Origin of the sequence: Brevundimonas aveniformis DSM 17977 (genome assembly GCF_000428765.1) — a bacterium.
Lineage (GTDB): Bacteria > Pseudomonadota > Alphaproteobacteria > Caulobacterales > Caulobacteraceae > Brevundimonas > Brevundimonas aveniformis.
This window is the reverse complement of sequence record NZ_AUAO01000003.1, coordinates 374,226-391,852: the sequence shown is the minus strand read 5'-3', so window position 1 is coordinate 391,852 and position 17,627 is coordinate 374,226. Positions and strand designations below refer to the sequence as shown.

Sequence of the window (17,627 nt, the reverse complement as noted above, 5' to 3'; positions counted from 1 at the left end):
CCTTCCAACCTGTCACCATGAGCATGATCGGCGCCTTCCCTGCAGGACTGATCGGGATAGCGCAGGCCGCTCAGCGTACTTTGCCGCCCGTCGACCTGTGGAACCCACCGAACTGTGGAGCCATCGATATCCTGATAAGGGCCGACGGCGTCTGGCTGCATGAGGGCTCGCCTATTGGTCGCAAAGAGCTGATCCGGCTGTTTTCAACCGTCCTCCGAAAGGACCCCGACGGCTATTGCCTGGTCACGCCCGTCGAGAAGCTGACGATCGGGGTTGAGGACGTGCCCTTTCGCGCTGTCGCCGTAACGCGCAGGGATGGCGATCTGGTTTTCATCACCGATGTCGGCGACGAGACGGTCGCCGGACCGGACCATCCGATCCGCGTTGAGGTGTCACCGGATGGTGAGCCGCGGCCTTACATCCATGTACGGGGCGGGCTGGAGGCCCGCATTGAACGATCCGTCTTCTACGAACTGGTAGAGGCGGCCCAGCGCGACGAGACGGGGGCCCTCGGTTTGCGCTCTGGCGGCGTGTGGTTTGAACTGGGCCGGGACCAATGAGCCGCCAGACGCTGGCGGCTGAACTTCGTGCTGTTCTCGATCCGCTCAGCGACGAGGTGCTGAAGGCCACACCGCAAGCCTCGGACTATGATCTGAACCCGTCGATCCGCCCCGACCAGACGCGGCCGTTGAGGCCGGCGGCGGTGCTTGTCCCGGTGATCTGGCGCGAGCCGGGTGCCACGGTGCTGTTGACCCGCAGGGCCGACACCCTGAACAGCCATACGGGCCAGGTAGCTTTCCCGGGGGGGCGCATCGAGCCGGGTGAAACGGTCGTCGAGGCTGCGCTGCGCGAGGCCCATGAAGAAGTCGGCCTGGACCCGGCCAAGATCCACCCGCTCGGCCTGTCTGATGTTTATGAAACCGGTACCGGATTCTGTGTGACGCCCGTGGTCGCCGTCGTCGATACCCCGTTTGAGCTCACCCTCAATCCCGACGAAGTCGCTGCCGCCTTTGAAACCCCTTGGGATTTCCTGATGGACACCGGAAACTACCGGAAGGAATCGATGGTCTGGAACGGTGCCGAGCGTTGGTTCTGGGCCATGCGTTGGGACGACATCGGAACGGAACGCTACATCTGGGGGGCCACGGCGGGCATGATCCGGCGTCTGCAACAGAGGATGGCCCGACTGTCCGGGGGGGGCGGATGACGCGCTTGATCCATCAGGCGTGGCTGACGGCCCTGCCCACCGTAGCGGTCCTGGATGCGCTGACGCGAGCGGATGGGGAAGGGCGCTTTGTCGGCGGCTGCGTCCGCGACGCCCTGATCGGGCGCCCGGTGTCGGACATCGACATTGCCACGCCACTGCGACCGGAGATCATTGTGTCCGCTGTCGAAGCGGCTGGGCTCAAGGCGGTTCCGACCGGGATCGAGCATGGCACGATCACTGTGGTTTCGTCTGGACGACCCTACGAGGTGACGACCCTTCGTCGCGACGTCTCGACGGACGGTCGACGCGCGACTGTGGCCTTTTCCGAAGACTGGAACGCGGATGCCGCACGCCGGGATTTTCGCCTGAATGCCCTCTATGCTGACCGGACGGGTGTGGTGTTCGATCCGACCGGCGAGGGAATATCCGATGCCCTAGCCGGTCGGATCGTCTTTGTCGGAGACGCCGAGCGCCGGATTCGGGAGGACTATCTCAGGATATTGCGGTTCTTCCGCTTTCGCGCCTGGTTTGGTCGAGATGAGCCCGATGCGACGGCCGTGGAGGCCTGTGCTCACTTGAAGGATGGGGTGCACCAGCTCTCAGCCGAGCGGGTTTCGAGCGAGCTTCTCAAGCTGTTGTCGGCTCCTGACCCTCGACCGGCGCTCGACCTGATGATCGAAACTGGCGTGTTGTCCGAGGTCTTGCCCTGCGCAGAGCGGACGCCCCTGTTCCGGTCGATGGTCGAGATCGATTCAGATCCCTTGATGCGGTTGTCGGCGCTCCTGCCGGCCGACCCAAATGTCGTGCGGGCCGCGGCGGAAGCCTTGCGGCTATCCAACGTACACAAGGCGCGGCTGCTGGCGACCTTGCCGGATCAGCCAGCGGTCGATGTGGGGATGGATGACACGGTGGCGCGCGTAGCCTTGTACCGATTGGGTCGCCAGACGTTCCGGGATCGGTTGGTTCGCGCCTGGGCCGCAGGTCCGGTGGCAGAAGAGCGAGCGCGGCGGCTGCTGGCTTTGGCGGACGCGTGGCAGCGCCCGGCGTTCCCCATCACCGGCGCGGACCTCAAGGCTGCTGGAATGCGGCCAGGCCCCCGAATGGGGCGACTTCTGGAAGATCTCGAAAACTGGTGGATCGCCGAGGATTTTCCCGAGGCAGGACTGGAGGACCGGCTCGCCGCGCTGTTGGCGGAACGTGGGGCTGAATGACGGAGCGGGTTGGCTATTCAGGCAAGCGGCTGGTCGACAAGCTGGGTGTTCGATCAGGCGACGTTCTGGCGACCGTGAATGCGCCGCCAAACTACGATGCGCTGGTGTCGCCCCTGCCGACCGGCGCGCGCCGCAGCGACGGTGAGATCGAAGGCGCGCAGATCCTGCATCTGTTCGTGCGGAGCCGCCTCGAACTTGAGACGGTTATCGGGTCGGTGTTCAACGCGCGGCCGACCGGCGGCATGGTCTGGATCAGCTGGCCCAAGAAGAGCTCGACCATGTTCCTTGACCTCACAGAGGACGGCGTGCGTGAGATTGTGCTGCCAACCGGCTGGGTCGATGTGAAGGTCTGCGCGGTCGATACCGACTGGTCCGGCCTGAAATTCCTGAGGAGACGGACGTGAAGGTGGCCATCCTGAAGACCGGAGCCCCGCCGCCAGAGCTGGAAGCACGATTCGGCAGCTACCCCGACATGCTGATCGAGATGATCGGTCACGATGGCTTCGAGTCCGAGGTGTTCGACGTCCAGACGGATCCGCTGCCTGAGCGCGGCGAACATCAGGGCGTGGTGATCACCGGTTCGCCGTCAGGCGTCTATGACGGCGACGCCTGGATTCAGAACCTCAAGATGTGGATCATCGGCGCGCAGGGCCACTGCAAAATGGTCGGGATCTGTTTCGGACACCAGGTCATGGCCAAGGCCAACGGCTGCGACGTGAAGAAGTGGCCCCGGGGTTGGGGCATTGGCGTCCATTCCTATCAGGTTGACAGGCGACGGGACTGGATGGAGCCCTGGCTTGAAACCGTTCGACTGCCGGCCTCCCACCAGGACCAGGTGATTGATCGTGGGGCCTCAACCTGGGTGACGCTGACCAGCGGCTTTTGCCCCTATGCCGGACTGATCCATGGTCGGGACTCCATCTCGTTCCAGGGTCACCCCGAGTTCACGCCGGAATTCGCCAAGGCTCTGATTGACATCCGAGGTGCCCGCTACGAGCCGCACTTCGCCCGTCAGGCGATGGCCAGTCTGGATGGCCCCAACGACCGACTGGTCGTCGCCCAATGGATCCAAAATTTCCTGCGGCAGCCGATCGACGGTAGCGGTCGCATCTAGTCTGTGGCTCACGGCCATTTCACCTCGGGCGGCATGGAACTGAGGATGGCTTCGACATTGCCGCCGGTCTTGAGACCAAAGGTCGTACCCCGGTCGTAGAGCAGGTTGAACTCGACGTAACGACCACGCCGGATCAGCTGCTCATCGCGCTCGGCGGGAGTCCAGGGCTGGGCCATGCGTCCGCACACGATGTCCGCATAACTGTCCTTGAAGGCCAGACCGACATCACGGGTGAAGGTCAGGTCGCGGCCAAAATCGCCGCTGTAGTGATGGTCATAGAATATGCCGCCGATGCCACGCGGTTCGTGCCGGTGGGGCAGGAAGAAGTACTCGTCGCACCAAGCCTTGTATTTGGCGTACCAGGTCGGGTCCTGCGCGTCGCAAGCGGCCCGCATGGCGGCATGAAAGGCGATGGCGTCGGCGTTTTCCTGCGTGCGCTGCGCGTCCAGCATCGGCGTCAGATCGCCGCCGCCGCCGAACCACGACCTGGTCGTCGAGATCAGTCGCGTATTCATGTGCGATGTGGGGATGTGCGGGTTCTTCGGGTGAATGATGACGCTGACGCCTGTAGCGTGGAACCGTCGATCTTCCTCTGCGCCGGGGATGGCCTTGGCGAACTCTGGCGTGAACTCACCCCAGACCGTCGACACATGGACGCCGGCCTTTTCGAACAACCGGCCTCTCAGGATCGAAGCCACGCCGCCGCCGCCGTCACCGTCGCGTTTCCAGGCCGTGCGTTCGAAGCGTCCCGCAGCGCCGGGATAGAGGTCAGGATCGGCGGCGTCCTCAAGCGCCTCGAGCGTATCACAGAGTTGATCGCGGAAAGTTTCAAACCAGGCGCGCGCAATTTCCTGGCGTTCTGTCAGATCGAGGTCGAGGGTCATGGCGCGCCTTCAATCACAGTCGCAACGTGGCGTCACCCCGGCTAGGGTGATTCCCTTGTTCGGAGTTTGATATGCATCGTGTTCTCCTGCTGACCGCCGCCCTTGCCATGATCACCACGCCCGCCGCCGCCCAGGACAGCCCCGAATCCCAAAGGGTTCGTGCCGTTCTCGAGCAGACCCCCCTGATCGACGGCCACAATGATCTGCCCTGGCAGGTCGAGGAACGCTGGCACGGTGACGCACGTCAGCTGGACGTGACCCAGGACCTGTCTCGGCTGGATCCGCCGATGCACACCGATATTGCGCGGTTGCGGGCAGGGGGTGTCGGGGGGCAGTTCTGGTCGGTCTATGTTCCGGCCTCGTTGGGCGGACCCGATGCCGCTGCCAAGGTGCTGCAACAGATCGACATTGTGCACGAGTTGGTTCGCCGCCATCCCGATGTCTTTGAGCTGGCCTATACGGCCGACGATATTGAGCGAATCCACCGCGAGGGCCGTATCGCCTCGCTGATCGGGATGGAGGGGGGCAACGCCCTGAACAACTCCCTGTCGGTGTTGCGCTCATTCCAGGCGTTGGGGGTGCGCTATATTACCCTGACGCACTCAGACAATCTGGACTGGGTCGATTCCGCCACGGACGAGCCTGAGCACGATGGTCTGACGCCGTTCGGCGTGGCGGTCGTGCGCGAAATGAACCGCCTTGGGATGCTGGTGGATTTGTCGCACGTCTCCGAGGCGACCATGAACGATGTGCTGGATGTGACTTCGGCACCGGTGATCTTCTCGCACTCGTCAGCGCGGGCTCTGGACAATCATCCGCGCAATGTCCCCGACGCGGTGCTGCGGCGTGTGGCCCAGAATGGCGGGGTCGTCATGGTCACCTTCGTTCCTGGCTTCATTTCACAAGAGATTCGGGACTGGAGCCTGGCGCGCACGGCGGAGCGGGACCGGTTGGCTGCGCTGGGCGGTAATGACGACCAGGTCGCCCAGGGATTGACCGCTTGGGCCGAGGCCAATCCGCTTCCCCAGGCCAGCCTGTCGCAGGTCGCGGACCACATCGCGCACATCCGCGATGTTGCCGGCATTGATCACGTGGGTCTGGGCGGCGATTTCGACGGCATCCCGTCGACCATCCCGGGACTGGACAGTGTGGCCGACTATCCGGGCCTGTTGGAGGAGCTGGCGCGGCGCGGCTGGTCAGACGCGGACCTGGCCAAATTGGCCGGTGCCAATGTGCTGAGGGTCATGCGACGGGTCGAGGCCGTCGCTGCCGAACAGGCAGGCGAGCCTGCGAACTTTGCCAGCATCTCTGAACTGGATGGATCACCCCGATAGCTGCGAGACACTCGCAACAAGGGCCTCTTCTGGTGCGAAAGCGTGGATTTCGGCCAACTGGCTAGTTGAAAAAGGTGCGGGCGGGCTCTAATCCCGGTCGCACATACGGCTATTTCTGCCGCGACGGCGTTTGCGCAATCGCGGCCCCTGACGAAGGTGGGCTCAGTGACCGATCAGGTCGTTCACGACGGCGACGGCGATCCGAATCGCCGCGACTTTATTCACATTGCAGCCGGGGCTGCGGCGGTTGGCGCGGGCGCGGCTTGCGTCTGGCCGCTGATCAACCAGATGAACCCGGCGGCTGACACGGTGGCGCTGGCCTCCATCGACTTCGACCTGACCAAGGTCTCGGAAGGTTCGCAGGTGGTGATCCGCTGGCAGGGCAAGCCGGTGTTTGTGCGCTACCGCACGGCCGAGGAGATCCAGGAGGCGGAACAAACCCCGCTTTCGGCGCTCAAGGACCCCCAGGCCGATGCTGACCGCGTGAAGGCCGGCCATGACCAGTATCTGGTTGTTGTCGGGTCGTGTACGCACCTGGGCTGTGTGCCGACGTTCGGCACCGGTGATTATGGTGGCTGGTTCTGCCCGTGCCATGGCTCGCACTACGACACCTCAGGACGTATCCGTAAGGGACCGGCCCCGAAGAATCTGGTCGTGCCGGATTACGAATACCTGTCTGACACTTCCATCCGTATCGGCTGAGGCACCCATGAGCGATCACGAATCGACCTATGTGCCGAAGACCGGCATCGAGAAGTGGCTGGACGAGCGCCTGCCCATCATCCGCTTCGGTGCCGACTACATGGCGCTGCCGACCCCGCGGAACCTGAACTATTGGTGGACCTTCGGGGCCATCCTGACGCTGTGTCTGGTTGTCCAGATTGCCACCGGCATCGTGCTGGCCATGCACTACACCCCCAATACCGAGCTGGCGTTCGATTCGGTCGAGCGCATCATGCGCGACGTGCCGGGCGGCTGGCTGATCCGCTACGTCCACGCCAACGGGGCGTCGATGTTCTTCATCGCGGTCTATATCCACATGTTCCGCGGCCTCTACTACGGCTCGTACAAGCAGCCGCGTGAGATGATCTGGATCCTGGGCTGTGTGATCTTCTTCCTGCTGATCGCCACGGCCTTCCTCGGCTACGTCCTGCCGTGGGGCCAGATGTCCTATTGGGGTGCCGAGGTGATCACTAATCTGATCGGGGCTATCCCGGTTATCGGTGAACCGATCCTGATCTGGCTGCGCGGCGGTCCGGCGATCGACAATGCGACGCTGAACCGCTTCTTCTCGCTGCACTACCTGCTGCCGTTCGCGATCGCGGGCGTGGTGTTCCTGCACCTGTGGGCGCTGCACCAGGTGGGCCAGAGCAACCCGGTCGGCATTCTGATGCCGAAGGACTCGCGGTCGAAGGACTACCTGCCGTTCCATCCGTATTTCACGGTCAAGGACGGCTTTGCGATCATCCTGTTCCTGATGCTGTTTGCGGTGTTCGTCTTCTACAACCCGAACGCCCTGGGCCATGCCGACAACTATATCGAGGCAAACCCGCTCCAGACCCCGGCGCACATCGTACCCGAGTGGTACATGCTGCCCTTCTACGCGATCCTGCGCGCCATTCCCGACAAGTTCGGCGGTGTGGTGGCCATGTTCGCGGCGATCGGCGTGCTGTTCATCCTGCCGTGGCTGGACACCTCGCGGGTTCGGTCCATGCGCTATCGCCCGACCATGAAGAAGCTGTTCGTGATCTTTGTGGTGGTCTGCCTAGGCCTTGGCTGGTGCGGCGCTCAGCTGCCGGACGCCAACGTCATTCCGGGCATCGGCGGCGGGTTCACGCTGTTTGATGGCGACATCAACACCTACCTGTGGCTGACACGTGTGCTGACGGCGTACTACTTCCTCTTCTTCCTGGTGCTGATGCCCTGGGTGGGTCTGAAGGAAACGCCGCTGGCTGTGCCGGCTTCCATCTCCGAGCCGGTCCTGACCGGCGAAACCGAGCAGAAGGGCTGAGCCGCGATGACCTCCACGCTTACCAAGCGCGTCGCCGCCGGGCTCTTTGCAGCCGTCGCCCTGATGGGTGCCGGTGCGGCCCAGGCCGAAGGCGGTGCCCTGCATCCGCGCAACGTCAACTTCAGCTTCGAGGGGCCGTTCGGTACCTTTGATCAGGGCCAGCTTCAGCGCGGCTATCGGGTCTATGAGCAGGTTTGTTCGGCCTGTCACTCGATGAACCTGATGGCCTACCGGATGCTGGGGCAGGAAGGCGGGCCGTTCTACGACGAGCACCACGAAGCCGCTCGCAACCCCTATGTCGCGGCGATTGCCGCCCAGATCGAGGTGCCGGATACCGACACCGAAACGGGTGAGCCGATCACACGCCCGGCCACACCGGCGGACCATTTCCGGGCTCCGTTCCCGAACGCGACCGCGGCGGCCTTTGCCAATGGCGGCGCGGCACCGCCGGATCTGTCGGTGATCACCAAGGCCCGCCATGGCGGTGCCGAATATGTCTATTCGATCCTGACAGGCTACCGCGATGCGCCTGATGGTCTGCGGATCAATCCGGGCCAGCACTACAATCCCTATATGAACGGTGACATGAGCCCGTTCTGGGAAGGCGACGAGCACCATGTGCCGCCGGGCGGTTTCATCGCCATGGCCCCGCCGCTGGTGGCGGGCGCTGTAACCTATGACGACGGCACCGAGCCGACCGTCGACCAGATGGCTCAGGACGTTGCGGCCTTCCTGGCCTGGGCGGGCGATATGCATCAGGTCGAGCGCAAGCGCACCGGCTTTGCCGTTCTGATCTATCTGCTGCTGTTCGGGATCATCACCTGGTTCAGTTACAAGAAGATATGGCGCGACGTCGGCCACTGAGGTCGACTTCGTCACCTGAACTGAGAACGCCCGGCCCTTCGCGCCGGGCGTTTTCGTTTTCAGCCGAGGGCGGTATGCACCGCGCGAGCGGTGGCCTGACCGGAGCGGAATGCCCCGCCGCAGGTCTGTATCAGCCCGCCGGCCAGGGCCTCTCCGGCAAAGAAGACCTTGTTGGCGATGGGTTGAGCCAGGGTGGCGCGGGCCGAATATCTGCCTGGGCGGGCGGCGGCGTAGGCTCCTCGCGTCCAGGGATTGAAGGCCCAAGGGGTCAGGGCCCCCTTGGTAACCTGATTGGCCGCGTCTGAGCCAAAGATCTCGACCAACCCCTGCTTGGCATAGTCGATGGCGGCTTCACGTCCAGCGCGTGAAATCTCCCAACCCAGATCGCCGCCGACGAAGCCGATCATCAGGTCGTAGCCGAAGGGGTGACACAGGAAGTACAGGTCATTCTTGCCGTCGCGCGCCAGCATAAGATCGGTGAAGGGGTCCAATCCCAGAGCGGACCTGGGGATCTGAAGCGGGATTTTGGCCAGCATGCCCATGGGAATGTCGTCGATCGCCTGGCGGGTATCGGCGGGTAGCTCGGGCGTGAAGCGGATCACGTCTGCGGCCAGCACACCGGTCGATGCCGTGACAATCACCGCGCGGCTACGGATTTCTCCGTCATCGGTCTGAACAATGGCACCCGGGCCGTCATAGCGAACACCGCGGACAGGCGTGCCCGTGCGGATCGGGAGGCCTCCGGCGCGGCGGCGGACGATTGAGCCGAAACCCTCTGCACAGAGCAGATTGGGTTCGAGGTCATCGGCATTGGCATAGTCGAAGGTCGACAGCTCATCGAGGTCGACGGCCATGTCGAGCGCCCCAAGATAGTCGCCGGCGGCTTCTTCGACCGGCGTATCAATGTCGGCCACAGTGCTGGCCGCCACGTCGGAAGGGGCGTCCATGATCGCCTCGGCGATTTCGTGCTCCGCCGCGTTTACCTGGGCGGCATTGCCTGGCTGGTTGCCGAAATAGACGCGTTCCAGGTCGTACTCGTGCGGCTGGAGCGTAAATCCCTGGGTGCGAGCATAGTCAGTGTAAGGGTTGTCGTCAGACTTGTGCAGCCAGGCACAGCCCACATCGAAGGGGGCTCCAAAGGTCTGGCTTTCAGTAAAGGCGCGACCACCGACGCGGCCCATGGCCTCAAGGACGAGGACCGTCCGGCCCGCATCGATCAGCGTCTGGGCTGCAGCGATACCGGCGGAGCCGGCTCCGACGATGACGACATCCGGCTCTTCGGACCCTGATGGGGCGCGGCAGGCTGCCGCCGAGCCGGCCAGAAGTGCAAGGGCGTGACGACGATTGAGCATTGGCGCGTTCCTGAAACCATGGGTATCTGGAACGGTGTTGGCGAAGACGGCAAGGGGATTCTTGATCGGGCCAACTCGCCTGATCGGATCACGCGGTTCTTCCTCTTGGTTCCGATGCTATGGTTAAGTCGGTTGTTGGGGGCGGCGTTTGAGTACTGGCGGGACAAGCATGTCGACGCGCGGACTGGAGTTCGCGCCGGCCCCGACCGCCTTCCCGGTTCCGCCGGTGGGGACCGACGGTCGCGACCTCAGAGCTATCAGTGCAGACGGCATCGCCGTCTTGCTCAGTGAAACCCAGGCGGATCTGACAGGACCAGAGCGCCGGCTGACCACACGTCTGGTCCGGGCCGTGACGGGCCGCGATGGGTTGCAGTCGGCGGCACGCTTCGACGCTGCCTATGACCCCCGATATGAGCGGCTGATCATCCACGGGATTCGCGTGATCAGAGGTGGCGTCGCGCGTGACGAGGGCCAGCCTGCGGCCTTCGAGCTGATGCGGCGCGAACTCAATCTTGAACGCGCGATCTATGACGGGCGGGTGACGGCCCACATGGTGGTCCCCGATCTGCGCGAGGGGGACATCGTCGATTGCTGCTACTCGATTGTCGGTGAACAGCCGGCGCTGAAAGATTCCTTCTCGTGGTTCTTTATCCTTCAGTGGTCGACACGCGTTGTAGAGACGACCTGTCGGGTGATCGCTCGCCCGGAGCAGCGCATGTTGATCCGGCGCTTCGGCGGAGCACCGGCTCCGCGCGTCGGCGACAGCAATGGCCGACGTATCTACACTTGGAGGGTCCGGGACCTCGCCCCGTACCTTCCTGAGCCATACTCGCCGGCGTGGAGCGTCGGATACCAGGCGGTCGAGATCGGCTTTGCGCGGACCTGGGCTCAGGTATCGGACCTGTTTCGGGGCATGTATGAGGCGGCGATAGACGACGGGGAACCACCTTCCGAATTTGTCGCGGAGGTCGAAGCGATTCGGGGCCGTTTTTCTGACCCGGCGGCCCGAGCGGTTGAGGGGCTGCGGCTCGTCCAGAGAACGCTGCGCTATCATTCCGTCGCGATAGGGGAGGGCGGGTTCAGGCCTCGCGCCCTGCGGACGATCTGGTCAACGCGCTACGGCGACTGCAAGGACGCCTCGGTGCTTCTGACAACCGTGCTGCGGCGGATGGGGCTGGACGCCAGTTGCGCGCTGGTAAACGTCGGCATGGGTGATGATGTCCGCAACTTCATTCCCAGCCCGCGGGCTTTCAACCATTGTGTCGTGCGATTGCGACTGGATGGTCGCGACTACTGGCTGGACGGGACGCTTCCGCCTCAGGCCGGCGACTTGCAACGCTTGACGCAGGCCCGGTTCGGCTGGGCTTTGCCACTTGTCGAGAACGCGGAACTGGTTCGCATCGCTCCGACGCCGCTGGAGATTGTGCGGGAGGTTGTTGAGCGGTGGACATTTCCCCGTGAAGTCGGCCGACCCGCTCGGCTGGACTGTTCGACCACCCATCGCGGTTGGCGTGCAGATGACACGCGCCGGCTGATCGAGAATCGGGACCCCGAGACGCTTGCCGAAATGTACAGAGAACAACTGGAGCGTGAACTGGCCTCGCCGTTGCGGCCCGTTTCCTCGCTGCAGATCTCCGAAGATACCGCCGCCAACAGCCTGACGGTGCGAGAGGCTTATGACGTGGAACAGGCTCTGGTCAGCCTCGGGTCGGAAGGGCGACAGTTCCTGTCCTATGACGATGTGGTGCGCCCCAATCTACCCATTCTGGACGCGACACCGCGTCGTGAGCCAATCTCGTTGGGGGCGCCGCGCCAGGTCATCACCCGTCGCGAGTTCAATTTTGCCGTGCCCACCAACTTCTCGCCCTGGGACGAGCATATCCGCGGTCCGGGCGGGCTGGAGGCGCGCGCGCGATTCGAATGGATCGATCGCCGACGGGGCGTGCATACCATCAGCCTGACGGTGCCCGGCGAGACTTTGGCTCCGCGCCAGGCTGAAGCCTATCGCGCCTTTTTTCAGCGACTGGCGAACAATAGCGGCGTCGGCTTTGTGCTCAGAACACGGGGCGGTCGCTATATCAGTACATCGGGCGGGCACTTCCCCTGGGGCTGGATCGCATGGACGGCGATCGTCATCGCCCTTGCCGCCGCACGGTGTTCCGGTGCGGCCTGATCAACGCCTGAATCATGCCCATGGTATTCGGACGCATCTAGCCCTAAGCTAGGGGGTGCGGCCCCGAGGTCGCGTCGGGTCCTCCCCCCTAGATGTTAGCCTTCGCCATCGTTGTCGTTCTGCTCCTTGTGGTGCTCAACGGCCTGTTCGCCATGACCGAGATGGCTGTCGTCTCGTCGCGCAAATCCAAGCTCCAGAGCCGGGCCGAGCGGGGTGACCGCGGTGCGCGTCGCGCGTTGGAACTCGCTGAAGAGCCGACGCATTTCCTGTCGGCTGTCCAGGTCGGGATCACCCTGATCGGCATCCTGGCCGGTGCCTATGGTCAGTCGGCCATCGCCACGGAGCTGGACGCCATACTGGAACATTCGCTTCCGGCGGTTGCGCCCTGGAGTGAGGTCATTGCCACCGGCGTCGTGGTGATCCTGATCACCTATGTGTCGCTGATTGTCGGGGAGCTGGTGCCCAAACGGTTGGCGCTGATTTTCCCCGAAACGATCGCCATGCGGATGGCCGGCCCAATCTCTACCGTGGCGACCGTCCTGAAGCCGTTTGTCCTGCTGCTGACGGCCTCCACCTCGGGCATCCTCAAGCTGTTCAACATCAAGGATCGCGACGGCTCGGATGTGACCCAGGAAGAGGTCGAGACGATGATCGCCGAGGGCACCTCGGCCGGTCTGATCGAACCGGAAGAGCAGGAGATGATCGAAGAGATTCTCACGCTCGGCGACCGGCCCATCCGGGTGGCGATGACTCCACGCCATGAAGTCAGCTGGATTGCACTGGATGACCCCGATGAACTGATCAAGGAAGAGGTCCGCGCCAGCCCCTATTCCCGGTTGGTCGTCGCGCGCGAGAACGATGTCGATAATCCGCTGGGCGTGGTCCACAAGAAGGACCTGCTCGATAGTTTGCTGGATAACGGCGAGTTCAACGTCGAAAGGCTGGTCCAGACGCCTGCCTTCATTCCTCAGACCACATCGGTCCTCAAGGCCCTGGAAATTCTGAAGGGCTCAAAGGTCCACATGGCCTTCATCGTCGACGAGTACGGCTCCTTCGAAGGGGTGGTAACGGCCACCGACCTGCTGGAGATGATTGCCGGTGATTTCGATGAAGAGCACGACGAGGCCAGCCAGAACATCGTCCACAACGACGACGGATCCTGGGTGATCGACGGACAGACCGATCTGGACGAGCTGGCCGATGCCCTGGGCGAGGACTTCGGGGAACAGGACGGTTTTCACACGGTGGCGGGCCTTGTTCTGCACGAGCTGTCGCGTATTCCCGAGAAGGGCGAGCGGCTCCAGCTTGGGCGATTTGAGGTCGAGGTTCGCGAGATGGATGACCGCCGGATTGAATCGCTGATTTTCTACCCCCTGGTCGCGGTCGCCGGGTTGCCGGCGGCCACACCCGACGTCGTCGACTGACGGACCCGCTTCGACAGCACTATTCCGGCACGGATGCGCTTGCTCACATGGCCGGGCGCTGTTAAAGCCACCGGCTCCGGCCAAGGCCGCGCGCGCCGAAGGGAGTCCTTTCGGCGCGTTGTTCTTTGTCCGGGGCGCTGGAGTTCCTATGTGGGCTTCATCGAAGGAGTGTAGCTCAGTTGGTAGAGCATCGGTCTCCAAAACCGAGGGCCGGGGGTTCGAGTCCCTCCACTCCTGCCACCTTTATCTGAGACGGAAACAGAATGGCCAAGGCGAAGTCCTCCTCACGCGGCGGGGGAACCACCATCGTTCAGGGCGGCGCGGTGACCGCGCCCGAAGCGGATGCGCCCAAGAAGCGCATTTCTCCGATGCAGTTCTTCAGCCAGGTCCGGGCTGAAGGTCGCAAGATCACTTGGCCGAGCCGCAAGGAAACCTGGATCACCTCAGTGATGGTCTTCATCATGGTGGCGCTGGCGTCGCTGTTCTTCTGGGCGGTCGACCTGTTGATGGCGCTCGTTGCCAGCCAGCTCATCCAGATTGGTCGCTAGGGAATATCGACATGACCGAACAAGCCCAGGCGGCCTCGAACCCGAACCACAAGTGGTACATCGTCCACGCCTATTCCAACTTCGAAAAGAAGGTGAAGGAGAACATCCTCGACCAGGCCCGCAACCAGGGTCTGTCGGATCGTTTTTCTGAGGTGCTGGTCCCGACCGAAGACGTCGTCGAGATCCGCCGGGGGCGCAAGGTCAATACCGAACGCAAGTTTTTCCCCGGCTACGTCCTGGTCAAGATGGACCTGACCGACGAGGTCTTCCACCTGATCAAGAACACGCCGAAGGTGACGGGCTTCCTCGGGTCGGGGGCCAAGCCCATGCCCGTCTCCGAAAAGGAAATCCAGCGTATCGTCGGCACGGTGGAAGAGGGCGTTGAGCGTCCCAAGCCGACGATCCGCTTCGACATTGGCGAGACGGTCAAGGTCATCGACGGCCCGTTCGCCAGCTTCGACGGCATTGTCGAAAGCGTCGACGAAGAGCGTGCGCGCCTCAATGTCTCGGTGTCGATCTTTGGTCGCGCCACCCCGGTCGAGCTGGAATACGACCAGGTCGAAAAGGTCGGCTAACGCTGGATCGGCAGGGCGAGGCCCAAGGTCTGCGCTTCGCCCGCAATCTCGGATCGACGACGAAACAGCTCGGCGGGTCGACCCCCGGTCGCCGTGTTGAGCCGGCCCGTGCGTTCGACCAGTCCAGCGCGTTCGACGCCCCGCCGAAAGTTCTGTTTGTGCATCGGCTGACCCGTCACGGCTTCGACGGCGCGCTGGAGCTGGGACAGGGTGAACTCCGCAGGCAGCAGGTCAAAGATCACCGGACGATAGCGAAGTTTGCCGCGGAGCCGTCCCAGTCCCGTCGCCATGATCCTGCGATGATCGGATCGCAGCGGCAGCCCGACCCGACGGGCCTCCTGAGGCGGTGCCTGACCGCGATCGCGCGCGGCTTCGTAGGCCAGGCCCGTTTCGTAGAGCAGTTCGTAGCGTTCCAGCACACGCTCATCGCGCCAGGCGGAGCGATCCGACAGGGCGAATAGGGCCTCGGCGCGGGCCCGCCGTTGATCGTCGTCGCCCGTCCAGTGGGCGAGCCACGGGCCGATGATCTCGTCGATCACGGCGGGTCGTCCCTTGCGCCAGTCCTCGTAGGGAAAGAACTCGCCCCAGGCACGCCAGAGGGCCTCCTCGCCGGTCGTTTCGACGGCGACGGGGGCCAGGGCCAGATAGCCGACCGAAACGACCCGCCCCGTCTCCTCAGTACCGAGCTGAGCCTGAGGTGTCTCACGCCCGGCGTCGCCGAAGGTGTAGAGTTGCTCGACAAAGCCCATCCCCAGCCCGGTCTGACTGGTCACGAAGGCCCGCAAAGCCAATTCGAAGGTCCGGTCGATCGAGGGATCGAACGGACCGGACGGCAACCCGGCCTGGGAATCGCCCTGGCGCTGGACGGTCAGGACTGCCGTGTCGCCCTCCAGCGGGGCCATCACGACGGCGGACAGGCCGATGGTGACCGGGTCGGCGCTCACCGGCGCGCGGCCTGAACCAGGGCTTCGAAGCGGTCCAAATAAAGGCGCTGGGCTGCCGAGGCGGACAAGGGCTCAATCTGAAGCTCATAGCCTGCGGGCGGCTTGCCGAAGAAGCCGAGCGATTCCGACTTCGAAAAGCCGGCCAGTTGCGTCGCTTCGAAATAGGCGCAAGCCCGGTCGGCCTGTTTGATTAGCTTTTTGATCGCCACAGGGTTCTTGGGCGGCAGCCCGAACCGCAAATGGATTGCGGCTTCCAGACGGGCCTCAAAATCCTTGTAGTTGACGCCAAGTGCGGCCTTGAAAGGTGAGATCATGTCGCCGATCACATATTCCGATGCATCGTGCAGCAGGGCCGCCAGCCGCCACTTCACCTCGAGGTCTGGCTTGATATGGACGGCGATTTCCTCAACCACGCACGAATGCTGGGCCACCGAGAAGGCGTGCTCGCCGATGGTCTGACCATTCCAGCGCGCCACGCGCGCGAGGCCATGCGCAATGTCCTCGATCTCGATGTCGAAGGGAGACGGGTCGAGCAGGTCAAGACGGCGGCCGGACAGCATGCGTTGCCAGGCGCGCGGGGCATCTTTGGGGGTCACGGTACGGGGGCGGGTCTGGGCCACGCTATGAAACGCCTCACAGTAGAGCAAATTTGAATCGCGGAAGCCGCGCGCCCCTCGGGGGCGTTGTTCTCAATAAGACCAACCGGGCCACTGTGGGAAGTGAACCGATGTGTCGCTGAGCAGGATCATCGCGCGCATGGCAAGAAAGCCTCGCGCAGACCGCCCCCATGGCGATGATCGTCTGATGACCGCACGGTGACGGAGGGGTGGGGTGTCAGGCGGGCAAATCGACCGTTGCGGTGGCCTGGGCCGCTATGCCTTCCTGACGGCCCGTGAAACCCAGGCCCTCGGTCGTGGTGGCCTTCACACTGACAGCATCCAGCGGCAGAGCCAGGATGTCCGCGATGCGCTGGCGCATGGCCTGACGGTGCTGTTTGACCCTGGGGCGCTCGCAGATCAGGGTCACATCCACATGGACAATCTCGCCCCCTCGCGCGACGACCAGATCGCGGGCATGGGCCAGGAACCGGTCTGAACTGGCCCCCTTCCATTGCGGGTCGCTCGGCGGGAAATGATCGCCGATGTCGCCGTCGCCTATGGCCCCGAGCACCGCGTCGGTGAGGGCATGAAGGCCAACGTCCGCGTCAGAATGCCCGACCAGCCCATGCGTGTGGGGCACTTCCACCCCGCACAGCCATATGGCATCGCCCGGACCAAAGGCATGAACATCGAACCCATTCCCCACGCGCGTCCGCGCCCGGCCACGAATGAGAGCTTCGGCCAATTCGAAATCCTCCGCGAAGGTGAGCTTCATCAGGCGGGGATCGCCCGGGATCAGGCGGACCGTACCGCCATGAGCCTCAACGACGGCCAGTTCGTCGGTTGGGCTGTCCGTGTCCTGCCAGCTTTCGTAGGCCTTCTGGAGGACGCCGGGAGCAAAGGCCTGGGGCGTCTGGGCGCGCCAGAGATTTGCCCGGTCGACGGTGCCGGCCACTTGCCCATCAGCGGCTGATTTGAGCGTGTCGGCAACCGACAGAGCCGGCGCTGCGGCCGGTACCCTTTCAACGGCCTTGAGGAGATTCTGTATCGTCGCGCCGCTCAGCAGAGGGCGGGCGGCATCGTGAACCAGAACGGGCAGGTCAGCCTCGACAGAGGATAGGCCGCGCCGAACCGAATCGGCCCGCTGGGCACCTCCGACGACTGCACGCCAACCGCTCAGTCCCGTCAAACAAAAATCGGCCTGGGCTTCCGCTCCGGCCGGAATGACGACGATGACCTGGGTGGCACCTGCCTCGAGCAAGGCCTCGACGGACCAACGTATGACGGGCTTGCCGGCCAGCATGCGCCATTGCTTTGGCCCGCCCGAACGGGTCCCGGAGCCGGCGGCGACGACAATGGCAGAAAAGCTCATGGCGCTTGCTAGACT

Annotated in this window: 18 protein-coding genes and 1 tRNA gene; 14 read left to right on the top strand and 5 right to left on the bottom strand. The window is 63.8% G+C overall.

The window, feature by feature from the left end:
- Positions 1-23: 23 nt before the first annotated feature.
- The 5 genes from G391_RS0110445 to G391_RS0110425 are packed head-to-tail and all read left to right on the top strand — an operon-like array spanning position 24 to position 3,532.
- Complete coding sequence (locus G391_RS0110445; protein ID WP_029087474.1) at positions 24-560, top strand: DUF1285 domain-containing protein; 537 nt, start codon at positions 24-26, stop codon at positions 558-560.
- Positions 557-1,207 (top strand): CoA pyrophosphatase, encoded by a 651-nt coding sequence (locus G391_RS0110440; RefSeq protein WP_029087473.1) that lies wholly within the window; start codon positions 557-559, stop codon positions 1,205-1,207. Before G391_RS0110445 ends, G391_RS0110440 begins: the two co-directional genes overlap by 4 nt.
- A complete protein-coding gene (locus G391_RS0110435) occupies positions 1,204-2,418 on the top strand; it encodes a CCA tRNA nucleotidyltransferase (protein ID WP_029087472.1) in 1,215 nt (404 codons plus the stop codon). The genes G391_RS0110440 and G391_RS0110435 overlap by 4 nt, the downstream gene beginning before the upstream one ends.
- Positions 2,415-2,822, top strand: a complete 408-nt coding sequence (locus G391_RS0110430) for a hypothetical protein (RefSeq protein WP_029087471.1) — start codon at positions 2,415-2,417, stop codon at positions 2,820-2,822. The genes G391_RS0110435 and G391_RS0110430 overlap by 4 nt, the downstream gene beginning before the upstream one ends.
- A complete protein-coding gene (locus tag G391_RS0110425) occupies positions 2,819-3,532 on the top strand; it encodes a glutamine amidotransferase-related protein (RefSeq protein ID WP_029087470.1) in 714 nt (237 codons plus the stop codon). The genes G391_RS0110430 and G391_RS0110425 overlap by 4 nt, the downstream gene beginning before the upstream one ends.
- Before the next feature lie 8 nt (positions 3,533-3,540).
- Here G391_RS0110425 and hemF read toward each other — a convergent pair whose 3' ends face one another.
- Positions 3,541-4,416, bottom strand: a complete 876-nt coding sequence (gene hemF, locus G391_RS0110420) for an oxygen-dependent coproporphyrinogen oxidase (RefSeq protein ID WP_029087469.1) — start codon at positions 4,414-4,416, stop codon at positions 3,541-3,543.
- A 71-nt stretch (positions 4,417-4,487) separates the two neighbouring features.
- Between hemF and G391_RS0110415 the strand changes: the two genes are divergently transcribed.
- From G391_RS0110415 to G391_RS0110400, 4 genes are all read left to right on the top strand, one after another.
- Positions 4,488-5,750: a dipeptidase gene (locus G391_RS0110415; RefSeq protein ID WP_029087468.1), complete on the top strand. Its 1,263-nt coding sequence runs from the start codon at positions 4,488-4,490 to the stop codon at positions 5,748-5,750.
- Positions 5,751-5,915: 165 nt separating this feature from the next.
- Entirely contained in the window at positions 5,916-6,452 is a 537-nt protein-coding gene (gene petA / locus G391_RS0110410) for a ubiquinol-cytochrome c reductase iron-sulfur subunit (protein WP_029087467.1), read from the top strand.
- A gap of 7 nt (positions 6,453-6,459) precedes the next feature.
- Positions 6,460-7,761, top strand: coding sequence for a cytochrome b (locus tag G391_RS0110405; protein WP_029087466.1), 1,302 nt, complete (start codon positions 6,460-6,462; stop codon positions 7,759-7,761).
- A gap of 6 nt (positions 7,762-7,767) precedes the next feature.
- Complete coding sequence (locus G391_RS0110400; RefSeq protein ID WP_029087465.1) at positions 7,768-8,625, top strand: cytochrome c1; 858 nt, start codon at positions 7,768-7,770, stop codon at positions 8,623-8,625.
- Between the two features lie 59 nt (positions 8,626-8,684).
- Here the strand turns inward: G391_RS0110400 and G391_RS0110395 are convergent, their stop codons facing one another.
- Complete coding sequence (locus tag G391_RS0110395; protein ID WP_084169214.1) at positions 8,685-9,977, bottom strand: flavin monoamine oxidase family protein; 1,293 nt, start codon at positions 9,975-9,977, stop codon at positions 8,685-8,687.
- Between the two features lie 169 nt (positions 9,978-10,146).
- Here G391_RS0110395 and G391_RS0110390 point away from each other — a divergent pair, with 169 nt between their 5' ends.
- From G391_RS0110390 to nusG, 5 genes are all read left to right on the top strand, one after another.
- Positions 10,147-12,150, top strand: coding sequence for a DUF3857 domain-containing protein (locus G391_RS0110390; protein WP_029087463.1), 2,004 nt, complete (start codon positions 10,147-10,149; stop codon positions 12,148-12,150).
- A 92-nt stretch (positions 12,151-12,242) separates the two neighbouring features.
- Positions 12,243-13,574 (top strand): hemolysin family protein, encoded by a 1,332-nt coding sequence (locus tag G391_RS14550; RefSeq protein ID WP_211226490.1) that lies wholly within the window; start codon positions 12,243-12,245, stop codon positions 13,572-13,574.
- Between the two features lie 164 nt (positions 13,575-13,738).
- A tRNA-Trp gene (locus tag G391_RS0110380) sits at positions 13,739-13,814 on the top strand.
- 23 nt (positions 13,815-13,837) lie between these two features.
- Entirely contained in the window at positions 13,838-14,122 is a 285-nt protein-coding gene (gene secE, locus G391_RS0110375) for a preprotein translocase subunit SecE (protein WP_029087462.1), read from the top strand.
- Positions 14,123-14,133: 11 nt separating this feature from the next.
- Positions 14,134-14,697 (top strand): transcription termination/antitermination protein NusG, encoded by a 564-nt coding sequence (gene nusG, locus G391_RS0110370; RefSeq protein WP_029087461.1) that lies wholly within the window; start codon positions 14,134-14,136, stop codon positions 14,695-14,697.
- Here the strand turns inward: nusG and G391_RS0110365 are convergent.
- From G391_RS0110365 to G391_RS0110355, 3 genes are all read right to left on the bottom strand, one after another.
- Complete coding sequence (locus tag G391_RS0110365; protein WP_425393396.1) at positions 14,694-15,599, bottom strand: NUDIX hydrolase; 906 nt, start codon at positions 15,597-15,599, stop codon at positions 14,694-14,696. The two genes, nusG and G391_RS0110365, sit on opposite strands and share 4 nt — an antisense overlap.
- Positions 15,600-15,637: 38 nt before the next feature.
- Entirely contained in the window at positions 15,638-16,201 is a 564-nt protein-coding gene (locus G391_RS0110360; RefSeq protein ID WP_029087459.1) for a YfbR-like 5'-deoxynucleotidase, read from the bottom strand.
- 274 nt (positions 16,202-16,475) lie between these two features.
- Positions 16,476-17,612, bottom strand: coding sequence for a bifunctional 2-C-methyl-D-erythritol 4-phosphate cytidylyltransferase/2-C-methyl-D-erythritol 2,4-cyclodiphosphate synthase (locus tag G391_RS0110355; protein WP_029087458.1), 1,137 nt, complete (start codon positions 17,610-17,612; stop codon positions 16,476-16,478).
- Between the last annotated feature and the right edge of the window lie 15 nt (positions 17,613-17,627).

Bases quoted from the DNA above. Each gene is read 5' to 3' on its own strand.
- G391_RS0110445 (WP_029087474.1), top strand. From the start codon at position 24: ATGATCGGCGCCTTCCCTGCAGGACTGATCGGGATAGCGCAGGCCGCT.
- G391_RS0110440 (WP_029087473.1), top strand. From the start codon at position 557: ATGAGCCGCCAGACGCTGGCGGCTGAACTTCGTGCTGTTCTCGATCCG.
- G391_RS0110435 (WP_029087472.1), top strand. From the start codon at position 1,204: ATGACGCGCTTGATCCATCAGGCGTGGCTGACGGCCCTGCCCACCGTA.
- G391_RS0110430 (WP_029087471.1), top strand. From the start codon at position 2,415: ATGACGGAGCGGGTTGGCTATTCAGGCAAGCGGCTGGTCGACAAGCTG.
- hemF (WP_029087469.1), bottom strand. From the start codon at position 4,416: ATGACCCTCGACCTCGATCTGACAGAACGCCAGGAAATTGCGCGCGCC.
- G391_RS0110415 (WP_029087468.1), top strand. From the start codon at position 4,488: ATGCATCGTGTTCTCCTGCTGACCGCCGCCCTTGCCATGATCACCACG.
- G391_RS0110405 (WP_029087466.1), top strand. From the start codon at position 6,460: ATGAGCGATCACGAATCGACCTATGTGCCGAAGACCGGCATCGAGAAG.
- G391_RS0110400 (WP_029087465.1), top strand. From the start codon at position 7,768: ATGACCTCCACGCTTACCAAGCGCGTCGCCGCCGGGCTCTTTGCAGCC.
- G391_RS0110395 (WP_084169214.1), bottom strand. From the start codon at position 9,977: ATGCTCAATCGTCGTCACGCCCTTGCACTTCTGGCCGGCTCGGCGGCA.
- G391_RS0110390 (WP_029087463.1), top strand. From the start codon at position 10,147: ATGTCGACGCGCGGACTGGAGTTCGCGCCGGCCCCGACCGCCTTCCCG.
- G391_RS14550 (WP_211226490.1), top strand. From the start codon at position 12,243: ATGTTAGCCTTCGCCATCGTTGTCGTTCTGCTCCTTGTGGTGCTCAAC.
- secE (WP_029087462.1), top strand. From the start codon at position 13,838: ATGGCCAAGGCGAAGTCCTCCTCACGCGGCGGGGGAACCACCATCGTT.
- nusG (WP_029087461.1), top strand. From the start codon at position 14,134: ATGACCGAACAAGCCCAGGCGGCCTCGAACCCGAACCACAAGTGGTAC.
- G391_RS0110365 (WP_425393396.1), bottom strand. From the start codon at position 15,599: ATGGCCCCGCTGGAGGGCGACACGGCAGTCCTGACCGTCCAGCGCCAG.
- G391_RS0110360 (WP_029087459.1), bottom strand. From the start codon at position 16,201: ATGCTGTCCGGCCGCCGTCTTGACCTGCTCGACCCGTCTCCCTTCGAC.
- G391_RS0110355 (WP_029087458.1), bottom strand. From the start codon at position 17,612: ATGAGCTTTTCTGCCATTGTCGTCGCCGCCGGCTCCGGGACCCGTTCG.